At 62.6% G+C, this 18,979-nt stretch carries 19 protein-coding genes; 6 read left to right on the forward strand and 13 right to left on the reverse strand.

What is annotated here, in order from left to right; genetic code table 11:
* Positions 1–87: 87 nt before the first annotated feature.
* Genes rarD through lspA form a run of 4 tightly spaced genes read right to left on the reverse strand, consistent with a single transcriptional unit; the run spans position 88 to position 3,300 of the window.
* On the reverse strand, positions 88–1,047 hold the full coding sequence (gene rarD, locus CJ178_RS07920) for an EamA family transporter RarD (RefSeq protein ID WP_095886494.1): 960 nt from the start codon (positions 1,045–1,047) through the stop codon (positions 88–90).
* Positions 1,044–1,688: a hypothetical protein gene (locus CJ178_RS07925; protein ID WP_095886495.1), complete on the reverse strand. Its 645-nt coding sequence runs from the start codon at positions 1,686–1,688 to the stop codon at positions 1,044–1,046. Before CJ178_RS07925 ends, rarD begins: the two co-directional genes overlap by 4 nt.
* Positions 1,685–2,611 carry an RluA family pseudouridine synthase gene (locus tag CJ178_RS07930; RefSeq protein WP_045070283.1) on the reverse strand — a complete coding sequence of 309 codons (927 nt, stop codon included), beginning with the start codon at positions 2,609–2,611 and terminating at the stop codon, positions 1,685–1,687. The genes CJ178_RS07925 and CJ178_RS07930 overlap by 4 nt, the downstream gene beginning before the upstream one ends.
* On the reverse strand, positions 2,608–3,300 hold the full coding sequence (lspA, locus tag CJ178_RS07935) for a signal peptidase II (RefSeq protein ID WP_052683620.1): 693 nt from the start codon (positions 3,298–3,300) through the stop codon (positions 2,608–2,610). Before lspA ends, CJ178_RS07930 begins: the two co-directional genes overlap by 4 nt.
* Positions 3,301–3,378: 78 nt before the next feature.
* On the opposite strand from lspA, the gene CJ178_RS07940 reads away from it, so the two are divergent.
* The 6 genes from CJ178_RS07940 (at position 3,379) to CJ178_RS07965 (ending at position 9,866) form a co-directional block, all read left to right on the forward strand.
* The gene (locus CJ178_RS07940) at positions 3,379–4,320 is read left to right on the forward strand and encodes a hypothetical protein (RefSeq protein WP_051730192.1); all 942 of its coding nucleotides are present in this window, start codon (positions 3,379–3,381) and stop codon (positions 4,318–4,320) included.
* The gene (locus CJ178_RS07945; protein WP_052683651.1) at positions 4,320–5,078 is read left to right on the forward strand and encodes a sensor domain-containing protein; all 759 of its coding nucleotides are present in this window, start codon (positions 4,320–4,322) and stop codon (positions 5,076–5,078) included. The genes CJ178_RS07940 and CJ178_RS07945 overlap by 1 nt, the downstream gene beginning before the upstream one ends.
* Before the next feature lie 127 nt (positions 5,079–5,205).
* Positions 5,206–6,048, forward strand: coding sequence for a mycofactocin-coupled SDR family oxidoreductase (locus tag CJ178_RS07950; RefSeq protein WP_095886496.1), 843 nt, complete (start codon positions 5,206–5,208; stop codon positions 6,046–6,048).
* Between the two features lie 19 nt (positions 6,049–6,067).
* Entirely contained in the window at positions 6,068–7,834 is a 1,767-nt protein-coding gene (locus CJ178_RS07955) for a flavin-containing monooxygenase (protein WP_095887885.1), read from the forward strand.
* A 186-nt stretch (positions 7,835–8,020) separates the two neighbouring features.
* Positions 8,021–8,356: a hypothetical protein gene (locus CJ178_RS07960; RefSeq protein WP_141484460.1), complete on the forward strand. Its 336-nt coding sequence runs from the start codon at positions 8,021–8,023 to the stop codon at positions 8,354–8,356.
* A gap of 118 nt (positions 8,357–8,474) precedes the next feature.
* A complete protein-coding gene (locus CJ178_RS07965) occupies positions 8,475–9,866 on the forward strand; it encodes a glutamate decarboxylase (protein ID WP_033230992.1) in 1,392 nt (463 codons plus the stop codon).
* 72 nt (positions 9,867–9,938) lie between these two features.
* Here CJ178_RS07965 and CJ178_RS07970 read toward each other — a convergent pair whose 3' ends face one another.
* The 9 genes from CJ178_RS07970 to CJ178_RS08010 all read right to left on the reverse strand — a co-directional run bounded on the left by CJ178_RS07970 (position 9,939) and on the right by CJ178_RS08010 (position 18,971).
* The gene (locus CJ178_RS07970; RefSeq protein WP_245006040.1) at positions 9,939–10,421 is read right to left on the reverse strand and encodes a hypothetical protein; all 483 of its coding nucleotides are present in this window, start codon (positions 10,419–10,421) and stop codon (positions 9,939–9,941) included.
* 132 nt (positions 10,422–10,553) lie between these two features.
* On the reverse strand, positions 10,554–11,906 hold the full coding sequence (locus CJ178_RS07975) for a DNA polymerase IV (RefSeq protein WP_045070293.1): 1,353 nt from the start codon (positions 11,904–11,906) through the stop codon (positions 10,554–10,556).
* A 36-nt stretch (positions 11,907–11,942) separates the two neighbouring features.
* Complete coding sequence (locus CJ178_RS07980) at positions 11,943–12,290, reverse strand: TfoX/Sxy family protein (RefSeq protein ID WP_045070295.1); 348 nt, start codon at positions 12,288–12,290, stop codon at positions 11,943–11,945.
* A gap of 59 nt (positions 12,291–12,349) precedes the next feature.
* The gene (ileS, locus tag CJ178_RS07985; protein WP_095887887.1) at positions 12,350–15,514 is read right to left on the reverse strand and encodes an isoleucine--tRNA ligase; all 3,165 of its coding nucleotides are present in this window, start codon (positions 15,512–15,514) and stop codon (positions 12,350–12,352) included.
* 227 nt (positions 15,515–15,741) lie between these two features.
* Positions 15,742–16,005 carry a hypothetical protein gene (locus CJ178_RS07990; protein WP_033230994.1) on the reverse strand — a complete coding sequence of 88 codons (264 nt, stop codon included), beginning with the start codon at positions 16,003–16,005 and terminating at the stop codon, positions 15,742–15,744.
* A 49-nt stretch (positions 16,006–16,054) separates the two neighbouring features.
* Entirely contained in the window at positions 16,055–16,885 is an 831-nt protein-coding gene (gene wag31 / locus CJ178_RS07995; RefSeq protein WP_033230995.1) for a DivIVA-like cell division protein Wag31, read from the reverse strand.
* A 117-nt stretch (positions 16,886–17,002) separates the two neighbouring features.
* Positions 17,003–17,290, reverse strand: coding sequence for a YggT family protein (locus tag CJ178_RS08000; protein WP_033231443.1), 288 nt, complete (start codon positions 17,288–17,290; stop codon positions 17,003–17,005).
* Positions 17,291–17,479: 189 nt separating this feature from the next.
* Complete coding sequence (locus tag CJ178_RS08005) at positions 17,480–18,130, reverse strand: cell division protein SepF (protein ID WP_045070302.1); 651 nt, start codon at positions 18,128–18,130, stop codon at positions 17,480–17,482.
* Between the two features lie 82 nt (positions 18,131–18,212).
* Complete coding sequence (locus tag CJ178_RS08010; RefSeq protein ID WP_095886497.1) at positions 18,213–18,971, reverse strand: YggS family pyridoxal phosphate-dependent enzyme; 759 nt, start codon at positions 18,969–18,971, stop codon at positions 18,213–18,215.
* Positions 18,972–18,979 lie beyond the last annotated feature (8 nt).

Raw genomic sequence — 18,979 nt, forward strand, 5'->3', positions numbered from 1 at the left:
GATGTCTGGGAGCTTGGTCGAGTGTATGCCCCGCTACCGACAGAGTCGGCGGCCGATCGATGTGACCGGCAGGCGGCGCGACGATAGTTACGTGACCGGCTCCTGCTTGGACGACGTCGACCCCTGTGAACGCCGATTAGCGCGGACGATGTCTGTCGTGAAGATCACCAGTGCCAGCCAGATCAAGGCAAACCCGATCCACCGCGACGCGGGCATGTCCTCACGCATCACCGCGACGCCCCACAACATCTGCAGCGCCGGTGTCAGGTACTGCAACATGCCCATTGTGGAGAGTTTCACTCGCTGCGCGGCAACACCGAACAGCAACAGCGGCAATGCCGTCACGGGGCCGGCCGCCATGAGGAGCAGGCTTTGGCCGGTGCCGCCGGAGACAAAAGCACCGGCGCCGGTCAGACCGAGAAATACGAGATATCCCACCGCGAACGGAGCGGCGACGACGCCCTCAGCCGTCAAGCTGGTTCGTGGGTCGAGCGGAACCACCTTCTTGATCAGTCCGTACGTCGCAAAAGACCCCGCCAGGACGAGTGCCACGATCGGCGGTTTGCCGTAATCGATGGTGATCACCACCACCGCTGTTGCAGCCAGCGCCAGCGCCACGATCTGAGCGCGTCGAAGCCGCTCTCGGAAGATCACCACACCGAGCAGGACAGTCACCAACGGGTTGATGAAATATCCGAGCGCGGCTTCCACCACTCGCCCCGACGCCACCGCGTAGATGTAGGTTCCCCAGTTGACAGCGATTGCCGCCGAGGCTGCCGTCACCAGCAACCACGTACGCCCGCTGATGCCGCGAAGCGAGGCAAGTCGACCGAGAACCGCCAACACGATCAGCATCAGCACGAGTGTCCACACCACTCGATGAGCAAGAATTTCGAGCGGGTCGGCAAAATCGAGCAAACCGAAGAACGCGGGGAATGCGCCCCAGATCAGGAAGGCGCCGGCACCGAACGCGATGCCCGAACTCGAACTCGAACCGGACCTGGTCACTTTCGACAGCGTGATCTCGCGTCCGTCATCGGTGCTCATGGAACTGGTCCGTCATCCGGTCCTACCCGAACCACGTCCACATACTCCGGCAGCAGCGGCCGAACCGCTGCGCGCCACGGAGTGCCGTCTTCCGGCAAGGCTTCGAGCGCTCGGATCGATGGAGTACCTGCCAATGTCGCAAGTTCCTGCGCAGTGCCGTGCACTACCGCGCCGATCGCACACGCGCACCCCTGCGACAACAGCCGACTCGACACTTCCGCGACGCGTTTCTGCCGTTCGTCGACCCCCGTCATGGCGGCGAGTCGCGTCGCCGCAGCTCCAGGTGCCCGTCGAATCGCGTCGTTGTTGTCCGGTACTGCAATCGCGACCATCGGAGTCTGAACCCGATCCAACGGCACTCGGAACAACACCTCGGACACCCGAACTCCCGGGGTGGCCGCGATAACGTCGTCGGCAGTCATCGGAGCGGCAAACGATGCGAGGGCCCACGCCGAGCCCTCGACCGCGTCGAGTGATTCTCGCGCACGGTCGAGATAATCGGATACCAGTTCACCACTGTCCGGGCCGAGCGAATCGGTTCCCACCGGCGGGGTGGGAACCGGATTCAGCAGGCCGGCTCCAACGACGAGCGCAACAACTGCGATTCCCGCCAGCGCGGAACCGACTGCTCGCGCGCTCATGCGGATCGAAGAACCTCTAGCGCATGTTCGAGGTCTTTCGGGTACTTGCTCTTGATCTCGACCCAGCGCCCGTCCGCCGGATGTGCAAACCCGAGTGACACTGCATGAAGCCACTGCCGCTCGAGTCCCAACCGCTCGGCGAGGCGGGGGTCCGCTCCGTACGTCAAGTCGCCACAGCACGGGTGGCGCAGCGCGGAGAAATGCACCCGAATCTGGTGTGTCCGCCCCGTTTCGAGGTGCACATCCAACAGACTTGCCGCCTGAAATGCCTCGATAGTGTCGTAATGCGTGACGCTTGCCTTACCGTCGGCGGTCACGGCAAAACGCCAGTCGTTCCCGTGGTGCCGCCCGATCGGAGCGTCGATCGTTCCGCTACTCGGGTCCGGGTGCCCCTGGACCAGCGCGTGGTACCTCTTGTCGATAGTGCGCTGCTTGAAGGCCCGCTTGAGTACGGTGTACGCCCGCTCGGACGTCGCAACGACCATGACACCGGACGTCCCGACATCAAGTCTGTGAACGATGCCTTGACGCTCGTGCGCGCCCGACGTCGAAATCCGGAAACCTGCAGCGGCCAGGCCGCCGATGACCGTCGGACCCGTCCACCCCACACTCGCGTGCGCGGCAACGCCGACCGGCTTGTCCACGGCAACAACGTCGTCGTCCGCGTAGAGAATTTCCATGCCCTCGACGGGAGTGGCTTCCACGGTCAGCGGACGCGGCGGCTCGGGCAGTACAACTTCGAGCCACGAACCCGCGGTCAACCGATCGGACTTCCCGACAGCTACACCGTCGAGCAGTACCGAACCTTCTTCTGCAAGGGTGGCCGAGACGGTTCGAGAGAGACCGAGTAGTCGTGCCAATCCGGCGTCGACACGCATCGCGTCGAGTCCGTCCGGTACCGGCATCGAACGCGATTCCCTCATTTGCTCTCCCCCGTGACCTTGTCACTGCCCGGGCCCTCGCCCGTGTCCTTGTCACTGCCCGGGCCCTCGCCCGTGTCCTTGTCACTGCCCGGGCCCTCGCCCGTGTCCTTGTCACTGCGCAGGCGCTCGCCGTTGGGTTCGAACCCGAACAGCGTCAAGACGACCAACAGGATTGCACCGCACACGATCGCAGAATCAGCGATGTTGAACACAGGCCACCAACCGATGGACATGAAGTCGACGACGTGTCCGCGCATGAAACCCGGGGCGCGGAACAATCGGTCGATGAGGTTGCCGAGTGCGCCGCCGAGCACCAGACCCAGACCCAGCGCCCACCAGGGTGACCGCAGAGTGCGACCGATCTTGATCACTCCGATCACGACGCCGATTGCAACCAACGTGAGGATCCACGTCATCGACGTTGCCATCGAGAATGCGGCTCCGGGATTGCGGACCAACGTGAAAGTGACGACGTCGCCGATGATTTCGATCGGCTTGCCGGGCGTGATCGCCGCAACAGCCCAGATCTTGGTCAAGACGTCCGCGATCAGGATGACTGCCGCGATGGCGATCAGCATCGCCAACCGTTTTGGCCGTGTCGGTGATGCGGACTTCGACAAATCGGTAATCGGCTGATCCTCCGCGCTGAGATCTCGGTCTGGGTGGTCTGTACTCACGCCCACCATCATCCCCTATGTCTGCTGCTCTGCACGCACGCGCTCCCCGACCCGACCGGGCACTCCGGCGAAGCGGTTAGCCTGGAGCGCGTGCCACAGTTGTCTATCTCCGGCCGGCGCGTTCCGTATGTGTTCGCCGCCGCCCTTGCTCTCGTCACCGTTCTCACCTCATGCGGCGACGCCGAGCAGTCGCCTGATACGCCTTCGGCGACTCCAGCCGAGTTCACCGTCCCAGTCACCGCTGCGACCGTCGAGGTGCTCGATGCCGGAAGTGAGCCCAGGCAAAGCCTGCGGATGAATCTGCCGGCCGGAACCACTCAGGCAACAACCCTGGTGACGTCGACCGATGTGCGCCAGCAGATCGACCAGCAGCCGGTTCAGGACATTTCCTCGCCTGAAGTGACCATTCCGCTCAATGCCGTCGTGGCGACGGCCGCCACTCCCCAGAATCCGACAACCGTGGTTGATCTCACCCTGTCTGGCATGACTACGCCGGACGAGACGCTCCAAGCCGCCCTCGGTGGCGCCGAAGGGTCAGGAGCCGGGTTGACCTTTACAGAATCCGGTGCTGTCACGGCGCTGCGCTTACGCCCGTCGGCCGGGTCGGCAAATGCGGCCCGCGCGGCAATCGAACAGGCCTTCGGCCAAGCGGTATATCGTGCAGTTGCACTACCGACAGAGCCCGTCGGAGTCGGTGCCCGGTGGACGGTGAAGCAAGACGTCAGTAGCGAGATCCAACTCGATCAGACAACCACCGTCACCGTGACCGCGCGTGACGGCGACCGTCTCACCCTCGCCGTAGAACTGTCACAGACTCCGCAGAGCAACATCTGGAATCTCGCGGGCGGGGCGGGCACTCTCGACATCGATCAGTACGTCATGGCCGGGTCGGGAACCATGATCGTCGACCTGAATCTGCCGCTTCCCGTCAGCGGCGAACTTTCGGTCGGCGGCGACCAGGCTTACAGCGACCCGGACGGCACATCGGTCATCCGACAGAGCATTACCAACAACATTCGGTGGACATCGTGATGTCGCGTCGCGCTGTCGCCGGGCTCAGCGTGGTGACCGTTCTCCTCGTCGGCGGATGCGGTTCTGAAACATCTTCTCCCACAGCGTCGGATGCCTCGCCGGTACCCGATGTTGCCCTCGCTCCGTTCAGCACTGCGCCTGTCCCGACCGGCCTCACCGGCACTCCCCTGGACAAAGCAGCGCTGACGCAGACCGTACTCACACTCAGCGAACTACCAGCTGGTTTCGACATCGTGCCGGATCCGGTCGAGGATCTGGGCCTCGCTCCCGCACCCGCCACATCGGAATCCGACAAGTCCAGCACCAACCCCGCCGCTTGTGCCGGCGTGCTCGCACCGATCGCCACCCAGGTTCCGGGTTCAGTCGCCTCGATCTCGAAGATGTTCACCGGACCCGATTTCACGAGCATCGATCAGGACAGCGCCTCGTACGCCGACGGCGCCGCGGCCACAGCAGCATTCGCGAGTATGCAGGCCACGGTTGCCGGATGCGGCGAATTCTCGGGTACCGACGCCGACGGCATCAACATCACCTATCAGGTCGGCGCGGGGCATCAGCCGCCCGTAGGCGACGCGTCGTTCTCCTACCGAATCACGACGGCGAGTGAAGGTTTCACACTTGTCGCCGATGTAGTCGTCGCGGCAGTGGGACCCAACCTGACTCAACTCTCCGCCACCGCGCCGACGCCCATCGCGCCCGAGGTTCTGGGATCGATGGCCAGCACGGCTGTGGAGCGTCTACACACTCCGTCCTCGTAATCACTTCAGCCGGAGACACTCTCGCGAGCCCCCCAGACTCCGTCCTACTGAATGGGAGTGCCGCGCTGACGCTTCTGTGATCCTCGTTACCTTCCGGACGACAACGACGTCGGACAGAAGGAGCAGGATGCCCGGACGGCTAGCTGGAAAAGTTGCCTTCATCACCGGCGCAGCGCGAGGCCAGGGACGCAGTCACGCGCTCCGGCTCGCCGAAGAAGGCGCCGACATCATCGCCCTCGATCTCGCAGACGGCATCGATACGGTCACTCGGTTCTACCCTCCCGCCACGCCGGACGACCTCGCCGAAACAGTTCGGGGAGTCGAGAAGATCGGCCGTCGCATCCACGCCGGGATTGCCGACGTACGCGACTTCGACTCGGTGCGCACGCTTCTCGACCGCGGAGTCGCGGAACTCGGTCGTGTCGACATCGTGGTCGCAAACGCCGGGATCTTCATCAGTGGCGAACCGGCACACCGGATTACCGAAGACGAGTGGGACGACGTACTCGACGTCAACCTCAAGGGCGTGTGGCACACCTGCAAAGCCGCAGTACCGCACCTGATCGAGCAGGGTGACGGAGGGTCGATCGTCATCACCAGCTCGACAGCCGGAATCAAAGGCACACGCAACGCCGGCGCCTACGCCGCCAGCAAGCATGCGGTCGTCGGCCTGATGCGAACGCTCGTCAGCGAACTCGGCGAACACGGCATCCGCGCGAACACCGTCCACCCGGGCGCAACCGATACCGACATGATCATGAACGATCGCTGCTTCAACCTCTTCCTGCCCGGCACCCGGAACCCGACCAAGGAACAGGTGGCACCGCTCTTCACGGGAACCAACGCCTTGCCTGTCCCCTGGGCCGATCCGATCGACGTCTCCAATGCGGTCCTGTTCCTGGCTTCTGACGAGGCGCGCTACGTCACTGGCACCGAACTGAAGGTCGACGCCGGCTTCACCACCCGCTGATTTCACGGAAAGTGTGTATATGACAACGCAATTGGATTCCGCCGACCTCGACACGGTCGCAGTTGCGGCGACGGCAGAACAGTGGCTCTCCGATTTTGCCGACCTCCTCCGCTCCGGAGTGGGTGCTGAGATGGTTCTACACCCCGACGTGTGGTGGCGCGATCTGCTCGCCTTCTCCGGCGACCTGCGCAGTCTCAACGGCAGCGCACCGATCGATGCCGTCATCGCGTCCGCGTTGGAGCAACGCGTGCACGGCGAACACCTCGACCCGGTTGCCGCACCAGCATTGGTTCCGACACTGTCCGGATCCACGATCCAACTACTGTTCCGGTTCGACAGCGACCTCGGCCACGTACGGGGTGTTGCCAGGCTGATCCTCGACGACGGCACCTGGCGGGCCCGGAATCTCCTCACCGCACTGGATACCCTGGCAGGCCACGAACCGACCACCGGCGAGCATCGACCGGACGGCACGGGGGATCATCCGGAGTACTGGTCGGCACGGCGCAGCCGCGAAGTCGAGTGCCACGACGCCGATCCGGATGTTCTCGTAATCGGTGCCGGCCACTCGGGCCTGGCATTGGCCGCTCAACTCGGCGTGCTCGGAGTCAGGACTCTTCTGATCGACCGCGGTGATCGAGTCGGCGACAACTGGCGCGGGCGCTACGACTCGTTGGTGCTACACGACGCGGTCTGGTCGAATCATCTTCCGCTCATGCCATTCCCATCGTCCTGGCCGGTTTTCACGCCCAAGGACAAGATGGGCGACTGGCTCGAAATATATTCACGTGCGATGGATCTGAACGTGTGGACGCGGTCGGAGATTGTGGAATCCACATTCGACCCAGGCGAGCGGCGCTGGACCGTCGTCGTCGATCGTAACGGCACACGGCGCACACTTCGTCCGCACCACGTGGTTCTCGCGACAGGTCTCAGCGGTACCGAACCTGTCCTTCCAGAATTTGCGGGCGCCGAGGATTTTGCCGGCGAACTGCTGCATTCGAGCCGGTATCGCACCGAACCGGCACGCAAGGGAACCCGCACCGTGGTGATCGGAACCGGCAACAGCGGCCACGACATCGCGCAGGAGCTCTACGAATCGGGTGCGCAGGTGACACTGATCCAGCGTGGGCCCACCCACGTGGTGAGCGGGCACACCCTGTCTGATCGAGGCCGGATGCGCTACGGCGAACACACCTCCACGGACGTGGCCGACCTGCTCGACGCGTCGTCGGCACGGCTCGATCCACAATTTCTTGCGGCTTTGAAGTACGGGTCCGCCGCAATGGCCGAGGACGCCCGCGACCTGCTCGACGCTCTCGCCGCCAAGGGATTCGCGCTCTCCGACGGTGTGGACGGCACCGGAGTGATGATGCTGTTCTTGACCCGCAACGGCGGTTACTACATCGACGTCGGCGCCTCCCCGCTCATCGCTGACGGCAGCATCGAACTGGTGTCAGGTTCGACCGTCGAGCGACTCGTGCCTGATGGGCTGATCATGTCGGACGGCACCCACGTCCCGGCCGACACGATCGTGTGCGCCACCGGGTTCCGTGGCATTCTCGACACCGCACGACGCGTCCTCGGTGATGCCGTCGCCGACGCCTGCGGTCCGGTCTGGGATCTGGACGACGAGGGCGAGCTTCAGTCGGTGTGGCGGGCGTCCGGGCACGACCGGTTCTGGATCCACGGTGGGAACTTCATGCTGGTGCGTAACTACAGCAAGTACCTCGCGCTGCAGATCAAGGCAGACCTGACGGGCGTCGAATTACCAACGCTGACCTGACGATCAGATGTCGCCCGGCCAGATGTCGAACGGCGTCCCCGCGGGGACGCCGTTCGAGGCGGAAACCACCCGAACTCTGCCCGGCCTGAGAACGGCTGCGCGCTAACCGCATACAGCCGCCTTCTCTGGGTATACACAGGCATGACGGTTCCTGTGACTGCACAATCACAACTGCAGGTGCTCGTGGTGACCACTCTCGTACTCAGTGCTGTATTCCTCGCCGTCGCCGGAATTCTCGAAGGTGATTTCGGTACGGCCGTCTGGGTCGCGGTGGTGCTGCCCTTGCTTTTCGATTGGCGGATCACCGTGCGAGGCAAGCCTTCTGCGATCCGTCCCGACTCGCCGCGTTGGCAGGTGGCCAAGCTGGTCTATGTCCTCACTCTCGGGGTATCGGGCACGGCAATCCTGGCATTCGACGACCGCGCCTTCGCCCGCATTGCGGGTTTACTCCTGATTGTCACGACTTTGTGTTACTTCGCGGCGTTCTACGATGCGCGCAGGCTCAGGCCACAGACTGCCTGATCGACTGATCACAGTTCCCTTTGACAACTTCCCTCCCGCAATGGACGGTAAGGGTAGCTGGATACGAACAATCAGGACACCGACCACCGTGAAATACCGTTGTGAGGAGCAGAAGTTCATGCCAGAGCCGCGAAGAGCCGAACACACCGATTACGTCGCCGCGAATCCTATCTTCTCCAGACCAGGAGAAGATTCGGTTGCCTCGAAATACACTCTCGAACCTGATGGCATGCTTCCCGAAACCGCGTATCAAATCGTCCACGACGAAACGATGCTGGACGGCAATGCCCGTTTGAATCTCGCGACGTTTGTCGGCACGTGGATGGACGACCACGCCACGCGCTTGTATTCAGAGTCGTTCGACAAGAACATGATCGACAAGGACGAGTACCCGCAGACGGCCGCGATCGAAACATACTGCTGGCGGATGCTCGCCGACCTGTGGAACGCACCGTCTCCGAAAGACGCGATCGGTACGTCGACCATCGGCTCGTCGGAAGCCTGCATGCTGGGCGGACTCGCTCTCAAGCGTCGCTGGCAGCACGCCAGGCGCGCTGCAGGCAAGCCGGTGGACCGCCCGAACATGGTGATGAGTTCAGCCGTGCAGGTGTGCTGGGAAAAGTTCTGCAACTACTGGGACATCGAAGCGCGATACGTCCCCATCAGCGAGGAACATCGCACACTCGACGGACACGACCTCGAGAAGTACGTCGACGAGAACACCATCGGTGTCGTCGCAATCATGGGTGTCACCTACACCGGCATGTACGAACCCGTGCTCGAGATATCCAATGCACTCGACGCGATCCAGAAGAAGACCGGACTCGACATCCCGATCCACGTCGACGGAGCGTCCGGCGCCATGATCGCACCGTTCCTCCAACCGGAAATCGAATGGGACTTCCGGCTCCCCCGAGTTCATTCCATCAACACGTCGGCGCACAAATACGGGCTGGTGTACCCAGGTCTTGGCTGGGTGGTGTGGCGCTCGGAGGACCTGCTCCCCGAGGATCTGGTGTTCAAAGTCAGTTATCTCGGCGGCAGCATGCCGACCTTTGCACTCAACTTCTCGCGCCCCGGCGCCCAGGTGATCTTGCAGTTCTACATGTTCTTGCGGCTAGGCCACGACGGTTACCGTTCCATCCAGCAGTCCTCGCAGGACGTCGCGAAATTCCTCGCCGAAGGAATCGGCAAGCTCGACGCCTTCGAACTCTGGAACGACGGCAGCGATATTCCGGTGTTCGCGTGGCGTCTGAAGGCCGGTCACACGGAGAATTGGACGCTCTACGACCTGTCGGATCGGCTACGCGCCAAAGGCTGGCTCGTGCCCGCCTATCCCATGCCGGACAACCTCACCGACCTCACCGTGCAACGCATTGTCGTGCGTAACGGTCTGAGCATGGACTTGGCTGCCAACCTGTTGGGTGTCATCGAAGAGGAAACCGCGTTTCTCGACGAACTGTCCAGCCCGATGCCGAAGCCTCGCGTCACCGAGGGATTCCACCACTGAGCGCACCTGAACAAACAAAAGCGGCCGCCGGCCCCGTGAGGGTCGGCGGCCGCTTTGTCAGCTAGCTGAAAATCAAGCAGCGCAAGCCGGGGTGGTCAGCTGAGCGAAGCTGACGATCTGGCAAGCGGTGGTCTTGGACAATGCCCACTCGCCGTCCAGGTTCACGAAGACAGCGTTCATGCCGCCGGCAAGGGGCTGGCCGTTGATAACGATGGCGAGCGGTGCGGTAGCCGTGTCGCTGCCCGAATCGGTGACGGGGTCGACAACCTCGACCTGTGCGCCGGCAGCCTTGGCAGCCGCGGCGACCTGGTTGATCAGCTCGGGATCGGCGTCTGCGCCCTCGACGAACTTGACCTTCTCCGAGGACGGAACGCTCTCGTCGAGTGCCGTAGCGATCTTGGCGTTGAGCTCAGCAGCAGTCGGGAGCGCAACGTCAATCTCGACCGTGGTGGTCGTAGCCTTCGCGGAGGTGGTGGTCTTGGTGGGCTCGGCCTCTTCGGAACTGCAGGCAGTCATCGTCAGGGCCGCTGCAATCGCGACGGCTGCGACGGTCATGTTACGAAGCTTCAACTTCTCAGTCCTATCCATTCCGGTTTTCACATACGAACGTTGTCAGCACTGACGTGCATCGCTCGCGGTCCGCCACAACATTACCCAACGGTAAGCCGAAAAAGTCTAAGGGTGTCCTTAGAGAAGGCTGTCGAGCGCATCCGCCACCTGAAGTGACGCATCGTCGTCGGTGAAGGTTTTGGCGATTCCTGTTCCCGTGGAACGGGTTTCGAATCGAACGGTCACGACACCATGACCGGCGCCCTGCACCCAACCGTGTCCGAATTCGGGATGACTCACATCCAGACCGGGATGCCAGTATCGTTCCGGAACCCGCGCAGGAATGGGACTCTCGTCGAGATCCTCCGCGAGAGTGTCCATCGGATATCCCGGCACATCCTGATCCAACTCCGGAAACAGCGATCCCTGACGCACTGTGGAGAGCCCGGCAAATCCCACCCCCACCAACCGGATCGGCCCCAATTCCACCGGATCGATCACCTGCTTCTGCGCGGTGGCAATCAGGATCGCCCGGTCGAGGGTGGCATATGGCAACGTCACCGACCTGGTCAGCACACTCATGTCGGATTTCTTCAGCTTGAGCACGACCGTGCGCGCCGCGCGGCCGTCCTTCTCCAACCGTGAGAACGCCGCCCCACCGCTGTTCTCCACCGCCGCACGCAACTGCCCCAACGTGACGATGTCGCTCGCGAACGTCGATTCCGCACTGATCTGCTTGGAGTCCGCGCGCTCGGCCACGGGACGATCGTCGATACCCTGCGCCAGACGATGCAAGCCAGGGCCTACCGTCGTACCGAGGATGGACGCGACCTCCGATATCGGAGTGCGCGCAAACCCCCCGATAGTCACGATCCCCAACCGTTTGAGCTTCTCCTCAGCCACCGGGCCGATTCCCCACAGCTTGCGAACCGGAAGGGAATCGAGGAGTTCGTGTTGCTGACCCGGCGGCACCACCGCGACACCGTTCGGCTTCGCCAGCCCCGACGCAATCTTGGCGACCTGTTTGCCCGCACCCGCGCCGATGGACGCAACCATCCCGGTCTCTGCCAGTACCAAGGACCGTAGGTCCTCGCAGAACGTCCGCACCTCGTCCGCACCGGCTCCTGCCAACTCGGCCGGTTCGCCAAACGCTTCGTCCACCGACAACTGTTCGAGCACCGGCATGCGCAGACGCAACGCCTCGAACGCCCCTTTACTCAGTACCGAATACAGCGACATGCGCGGCGGTAGGACCACTGCCCCGCCGCCCACCAAGCGCCTTGCCTGATGCATCGGCATGGCGGACCGAGCACCGAAGGCGCGAGCCTCGTAACTTGCGCCGGCAACCACGCCCCTGCCACCGAGACCGCCCACCATGACGGGACGTCCGCGCAACGTCGGTCGGGTCAATTGCTCAGCGGAGGCGAAAAAGGCATCCATATCGAGATGAAGCACCCACCGGCGGCTTCGTGTGGGATCACCCTGGTTCATCGGCGGTAACAGTTCTCGATCTCGGCGAGCAATGGATTACTTCTGGACCTTCGGTTTGGCCTTCTTCGGTGGCTTCTTCTTGGGCAGTGGAAGCGCGTCGGCGGTTCGCTGAATGAATGCGTGCAGCCGATCCACGTCGTGAAACCGCTCCTCTGGAACCCGGTAATACTCCTTTGCGCCCGGGTACGGCGGCGCAAGGTCTGCGTCCGATCCGAACTCCGCACTGATCTCGGTCGGCTTGACGTACAGAACGTCACCGCAGATCAAGCCAACGACCTTCTCGTCGCAGTACAGGCCGTATTCACCGAACATAGCCCGCGCACGGACATCGAGCGGCTCCAACTGCTCGAGAATGCGCGCCACGGTGTCCTTGTTCGTGCTCATGAGAGCAAACTACTCCGGTGCTCCGACATATTTCGGGGCACCGGAGTAGTTGTCAGCTACTAGACCTTCGTGATTGCAGCACGGATACCGTCGCCGAGATCGACGGCACCGTCCCCGGCCTCGCCGATCGTGAACGACGTGGCCAGAACCTCACCGGCGATCAAGTCGCGATGACGATCGGCCCAGTCCTTGCGATCCTCCGGCACCTCGAGCACAACGTTGATGCGATCCGAGACGTCGAGTCCCGCGGCGCGGCGCGCATCCTGCAATTGGCGGATCCGGTCCTTGGCCCAACCCTCGGCCTCGAGCTCTTCCGTCACGACGGAATCGAGCACGACAAGACCTGCACCATTGGGAAGCGCTGCCGTCGAATCAGGCTCGGCTGCAACCAGTTTCTGCGTGTATTCCTCGGGCAAGAGCTCGATGCCCGCGGCAACCACTACACCGTCTGCGTTTTCGGTCCAATCGCCGGCCTTGACGGCCTTGATGACGGTCTGAACAGACTTGCCCAGACGTGGACCTGCAGCACGCGCGTTGACCGCGATCTCGAACCGACCGTGAACGTCGACATCCTCGGTCAGGTCGACCTTCTTGACGTTGACCTCGTCGGCGATCAGGCCGAGGAACGGACGCAGGCGCTCGGCGTCCGGCGCTGCGACCGTAACCTCGGGCAGCGGCAGACGGACACGCAGGTTCTGCGCCTTACGCAAGCTCAACACTGTCGAGCACACCGTGCGCACGTCGTCCATGGCGGCAACGAGTTCCGGATCGCCAGGCAACTCGGACTCCGTCGGCCAATCGGCGAGGTGTACCGAGCGTTCCCCGGTCAATCCACGCCAGATCACCTCGGACACCAACGGCAGCAAGGGCGCAGCCAGACGCGTCACAACCTCTAGCACAGTGTGCAGAGTGTCAATGGCATCACGATCTTCGTCCCAGAAGCGTGAACGCGACCGTCGCACATACCAATTGGTGAGTGCATCACAGAACAACCGAAGCTCGTCACAAGCTCCCGCGATGTCGTTCGCCTCGAGGGCATCGGTGATGACGTCCCTCGTGCCCGCGAGCTTCGCGAGGATGTACTTGTCGAGGATGTTCTCCGAATCAGTGCGCCACACACCACATTCCGGCGCATACAGCTGCAGGAAGCTCCAGGCATTCCACAGCGGAAGCAGAGCCTGACGCACACCTTCGCGGATGCCCTGCTCCGTCACGACCAGATTGCCACCACGCAGGATGGGTGAGGACATCAGGAACCAGCGCATGGCATCACTGCCGTCGCGGTCGAACACCTCCTTGACATCCGGGTAGTTACCCTTGGACTTACTCATCTTGAGCCCGTCGTCACCGAGAACGATGCCGTGTGCTGCAACGGTTTTGAAAGCGGGACGATCGAACAGAGCCGTCGCGAGAACGTGCAGGGTGTAGAACCAGCCGCGGGTCTGACCGTTGTACTCGACGATGAAGTCACCCGGGTAGTGGCTCTCGAACCAGTCGCGGTTCTCGAAGGGGTAGTGCACCTGGGCGTACGGCATCGAACCGGACTCGAACCAGCAGTCCAGAACCTCGGGAACTCGACGCATCATCGACTTGCCGGTCGGGTCGTCCGGGTTCGGGCGTACCAGATCGTCGATCATCGGACGGTGCAGGTCGGTCGGACGCACACCGAAGTCTGCCTCCAACTGATCCAGGGAACCGTAGACGTCGGTACGCGGGTACTGCGGATCATCGGAGACCCACACCGGAATGGGGCTGCCCCAGTAGCGGTTTCGGCTGATGTTCCAGTCGCGAGCACCTTCGAGCCACTTGCCGAACTGACCGTCGCGGATGTGCTCGGGAACCCAGGTGATGTCCTGGTTGAGTTCGACCATGCGGTCACGGAACTTGGTGACGGCCACGAACCACGACGGAACCGCCATGTAGATCAGCGGCTGACCACTGCGCCAGCTGTGCGGGTACGAGTGCTCGATCGTCTCGTGCCGCAACAGGTTTCCGGCGGCTTTGAGATCCTTGATGATGACGGGGTTGGCGTCGAACACCATCAGACCCTCGTACGGCGGCACCATCGACGTGAACTTTCCACCGGGGTCGAGCGGCTGAACGACCTCGATGCCGTTGGCGGTCGCAACATCCATATCCTCTTCACCGAAAGCCGGTGCGAGGTGGACGATTCCGGTACCCGAATCGGTGGTGACGTAATCGGCCGACAACACGACATGGGCGTTCGGGTGCCCGACGAAGAAGTCGAACGGCGGTGTGTACGACAGGCCGACCAGGTCGCTACCCTTGTGCCGCGAAACGACCTCGGGGTCGTCCCCCAACTCACGGGCGTAGTGAGCAACTCGAGCTTCGGCGAGCACGTAGCGCTTGCTGTCCTGACCGAGAACCTGGACATAGTCGATGTCGGGATGAACAGCCAAAGCGAGGTTGGACGGCAGCGTCCACGGCGTTGTGGTCCAGATGACGGCATTGGCACCATCGAGCGGTGAGCCCGACGCCACCAGCGGCATCTCGACGGTGACCGCCGGATCCTGACGCATCTTGTACGCGTCGTCGAGACGAGTTTCCTGGTTGGACAGCGGTGTCTGCTCGTACCAGCTGTACGGGAGAACGCGGAAGCCCTGGTAGATCAGGCCCTTCTCGTGCAGCTCCTTGAATGCCCACATGACCGACTCCATGAAGTCGAGGTCCAGGGTCTTGTAGTCGTTGTCGAAGTCGACCCAACGAGCCTGCCGGGTGACGTACTCACGCCACTCGTCGGTGTACTTGAGCACCGACGCCTTGCAGTACTCGTTGAACTTCGCAAGTCCCATGACGTCGATCTCGGACTTGTCCTTGATGCCGAGTTGCTTCTCGGCCTCGAGCTCTGCGGGCAGGCCGTGGCAATCCCAACCGAACCGGCGCTCCACCTTGCGGCCGCGCATTGTCTGGAAGCGGGGCACCAAGTCCTTGACGTACCCCGTCAAAAGGTGACCGTAGTGCGGCAAGCCGTTGGCAAACGGAGGGCCGTCGTAGAAGACGAACTCCTCGTTGCCGTCACGATTGTCGACCGATGCCCGGAACGTGTCGTCGTCGGCCCACTCTTTCAGAACCTTCTGTTCCAGGGCCGGAAATTTGACTCCGGTGTCGGCGGGGACGCCGTAATCGACTTTGGGATACCCGTTATTCGCCACTGCGATCTCCTCGTGCCTGTACGACTCGGCACGGGGACGATACGTGCGCATCTGCGTACGTACCGCGGTACCACCCCGCTTGCACCACGTGAATCCGGCAAAACTCTGCCAGGCCTTCCGTGTTGCCACTCTTCGCGAGCTGTGACGGGCTCACCCGTTCGGTTCTACTGAGTGCCTGACAGGCCCGAGCCTGGCTGAACACCGTTCTTCCGAAGGCTCCCCGGTGATTGCCGGTTCATCGCCTGTAATTCATGAATAGCCTGTTCTTGACGAACAGTCTAATGCTCGCCGTTTTCGTTTGCCGACCCACCGTGGTTTCCCGGAAAATCCGTGTTGTCCGGTGTGTCAACGTCGGCGGTTGTATCCGGCTCGTCCAACGGCAGAACCGCCCTCTTGCCGGTCAGCGCACTGACCAGCAGGAGGACGGCACCCGCCAAACAAATTGCAATACACGCCCACGCCCAGATAATCGACCCGGTGGTCAGCGCGATAATCAGGAAAGCAAATCCTGCCGCCGCGAGTCCTATCGTCACGACCAGCACGTGTCAACCTCTACCCGATGTCGGCGCTGACCTGGCGAGTATCCCTCGGTCAGCTGTTTCCCTTTGCGAACGACGGACTGCTGAAGGACTCCTGGCCACCGTCGACCGGAACCGCAGAACCACGCTGTTCGAGCTCTTCGAGCTGCGATTCCAGGTAGGACTTGAGGCGCACCCGGTATTCGCGCTCGAACGTCTTGAGCTGCTCGATGCGGCCCTCGAGGACAGATCGCTGCTGGTTGATGGTCGCCATGATCTCGGTGTGCTTCTTCTCGGCGTCTGCCTTGAGAGCATCGGCCTTCTCCTGAGCCTGGCGAAGCTGGGTCTCCGAGCGGGTCTGCGCATCGGTGAGCATTGCTTCCGACTTGTTGCGAGCGTCCGCGATCATGCCGTCAGCCTTGCTACGAGCCTCGCTCATCAGCTGCTCGGAGTTGGTGCGGGCACTTCCGAGCAGCTGCTCGGACTCTGCCTTGGCATCGCCGGTGAGGCGATCTGCCATCTCCTGAGCCAGGCCGAGAACCTTGGCTGCCTGCATGTGGGTGTCGCCGCTCTGCGGAGCCTGTGCAGCAGCAGCCACGGGAACCGGTGCCACGACGGGAGCGGGCTTGGGAGCCTCGACCACGCGAGCCGGTTCGGGCTTGGGCTGGGCTACCGGGGCACCTGCATTGGCAGCCGGTGCCGGCGCCTTCTTTGCAGCAGCAAGTTCCTGATCCAGCTCGCTTACTCGCTGTTGCAGATCTGCATTTTCCTCGATGAGCTGCGAGAGCGCCTGCTCGACGAGATCAAGAAATGCGTCGACCTCGTCTTCGTTGTAGCCACGCTTGCCGATAGGCGGCTTGCTGAACGCAACGTTGTGCACGTCAGCTGGAGTCAGTTGCGGCATGGAAGGATCCCTTCACGCGTCATTTGGCGGTCAAGCAAGCATTCAGTTACAGCACGGTGTGCGTAGCAGCTAACCACTACGCGAGTTATGGGTTCCATTCTGGCACACCCCACTCAATTACCGGGCCGAGCCGACAACCGACATCAGGATGATGACGATGAAAAGCAAGACCATGATGGATAGATCCAAGCGAACCCCACCCAGGTTGATCGGGGGGATCAACCTACGGAGAAGCTTCACCGGCGGATCGGTGATCGTAAAAACGGTTTCGAGAATGATGGCGACCACTCCCGACGGACGCCAGTCTCTGGCGAACGAACGAACGAACTCGACAATCACTCTGCCGATCAGCAAAAGCCAAAACACAACCAGCACGAGGTAGATCACATCGAAAAGCGCGTTCACACCCTCACTCTGCCTGACTTCTGCGTCGCGTCCAAAACAGACACTCGCCATCCGAGGCCGGATTACGAGGCTGCGAACTCACCGAGCCGAGACCGTGAACACCCCTGGCATGCGACCCCTGCACAGGCCCCAGCGCAACAGAATGTCCAGCATTTCGGCTGTTCAAGGAGCTATCTACGATCGAGAGCATCATTTCTGACTGTAGAAGCCCGTCTCCGCGATACGACGACGCTCCTCGGCGGAAACATCGATGTCGGCCGGTGAGAGAAGAAACACTTTGGTGGCGACCTTGTCGAACGAGCCGCGCAGCGCAAATGCGAGACCGGCGGCGAAGTCGACCAGTCGCTTCGCGTCGGCGTTGCTCATGTCGACCAAATCCATGATGACCGGCGTGCCGTCGCGGAAGCGCTCGCCGATCGTGCGGGCCTCGGCGTAGCTCTGCGGACGCAGAGTCGTGATCTTGGCCAACGGGCCGCCGTCGTCGACTGCGGGCGCGCGGCGAACTTCAGGGCGCTCGGCGCGGGCGTCAACTGCAAGATTGCCCCGGCTGGTGGGACGAGGCGCCATCGACGGGCGGGGTGCACGCGAGGCAACGGTGTCCATTCTCGGACGTGATTCGTAGCGATCGAACTCGGCTTCTTCCTCATCCCGACGGCTGGGCGCGTAGCCAGCCTTCGAGAAAGCCGGCTCGGCAAACTCGCGGTCATCGCGTTCGGCATAGCCGTCATGGCTACGACGAGGTGCGCGACGAGCCTGATCGGGTTCTTCTACGTACTCGTCCTCGTAGTCGTCGAGGGGAACCATGCCGAAATATGCCTTGAACTTGTGCAGGTTGCTCATTGATCGACCTTCCTTGGCGCGGCGGATTGTCTCCGACTGCGGCCGGTCGCGGTGTGGACGGGTTGGGCGATCACCAGAGCGATCATTTCGAGATTACTGGTCGTGAGCCGAGCAGTGCGGTTCCGACACGCACGCAAGTCGATCCGTGGCGAACCGCAGCCTCGAGATCTCCGGTCATTCCGGCCGACAACTCGACCGCATGCGGATGGGACTCGAGGACGGTCCGATGGACCTCGTGCAGGCGAGCAAACTGCTCGTCGGCGTCCGAACCCAGCGGCGGAACGGCCATCAGCCCGGCCAGATCCAGACCGTCGGCCGTCGCGATCCGCGCGGCGAGGGCCGGTAACTCGTCGAGCGCGATGCCGCCACGCGTCGGATCGGCGTCGAGGCTCACCTGAATGAGAACTCGCAACGGTGCAGCGCGATCACCGGCGGAGAGGGCATCGAGCGCGGCCCGATCGAGAGCGTCCGCGAGCCGCGCACTGTCGACCGAGTGAATCGCGTAGGCCCACTTCGCGACCGAACGTGCCTTGTTTCGCTGCAACTGACCGATCATGTGCCACCGAACAGGATCCGCCCCGTCGATTGCACCACCGGCGGCCGCTGCGGCGAATTCCGCAACCTTGGCTATCGCTTCCTGCTCGCGCGACTCACCGAACTCGCGGCAACCCAATTCATACAGAATTCGCGCATCCGACGCGGGGAAGAACTTGGTAACCGGGAGAAGCGTCACGGCAGAAGCCGGACGCCCTGCCGCGGCGCACGCCGCAGTGAGGCGGGACCGCACCGAATCGAGTGCCGCCGAGATCTCGGCCACGCGTCCAGAATTGTCGGCGTTCATGCAATCGG

It is taken from the genome of Rhodococcus sp. ACPA4, from assembly GCF_002300185.1.
GTDB classification, from domain to species: domain Bacteria; phylum Actinomycetota; class Actinomycetes; order Mycobacteriales; family Mycobacteriaceae; genus Rhodococcus_F; species Rhodococcus_F globerula.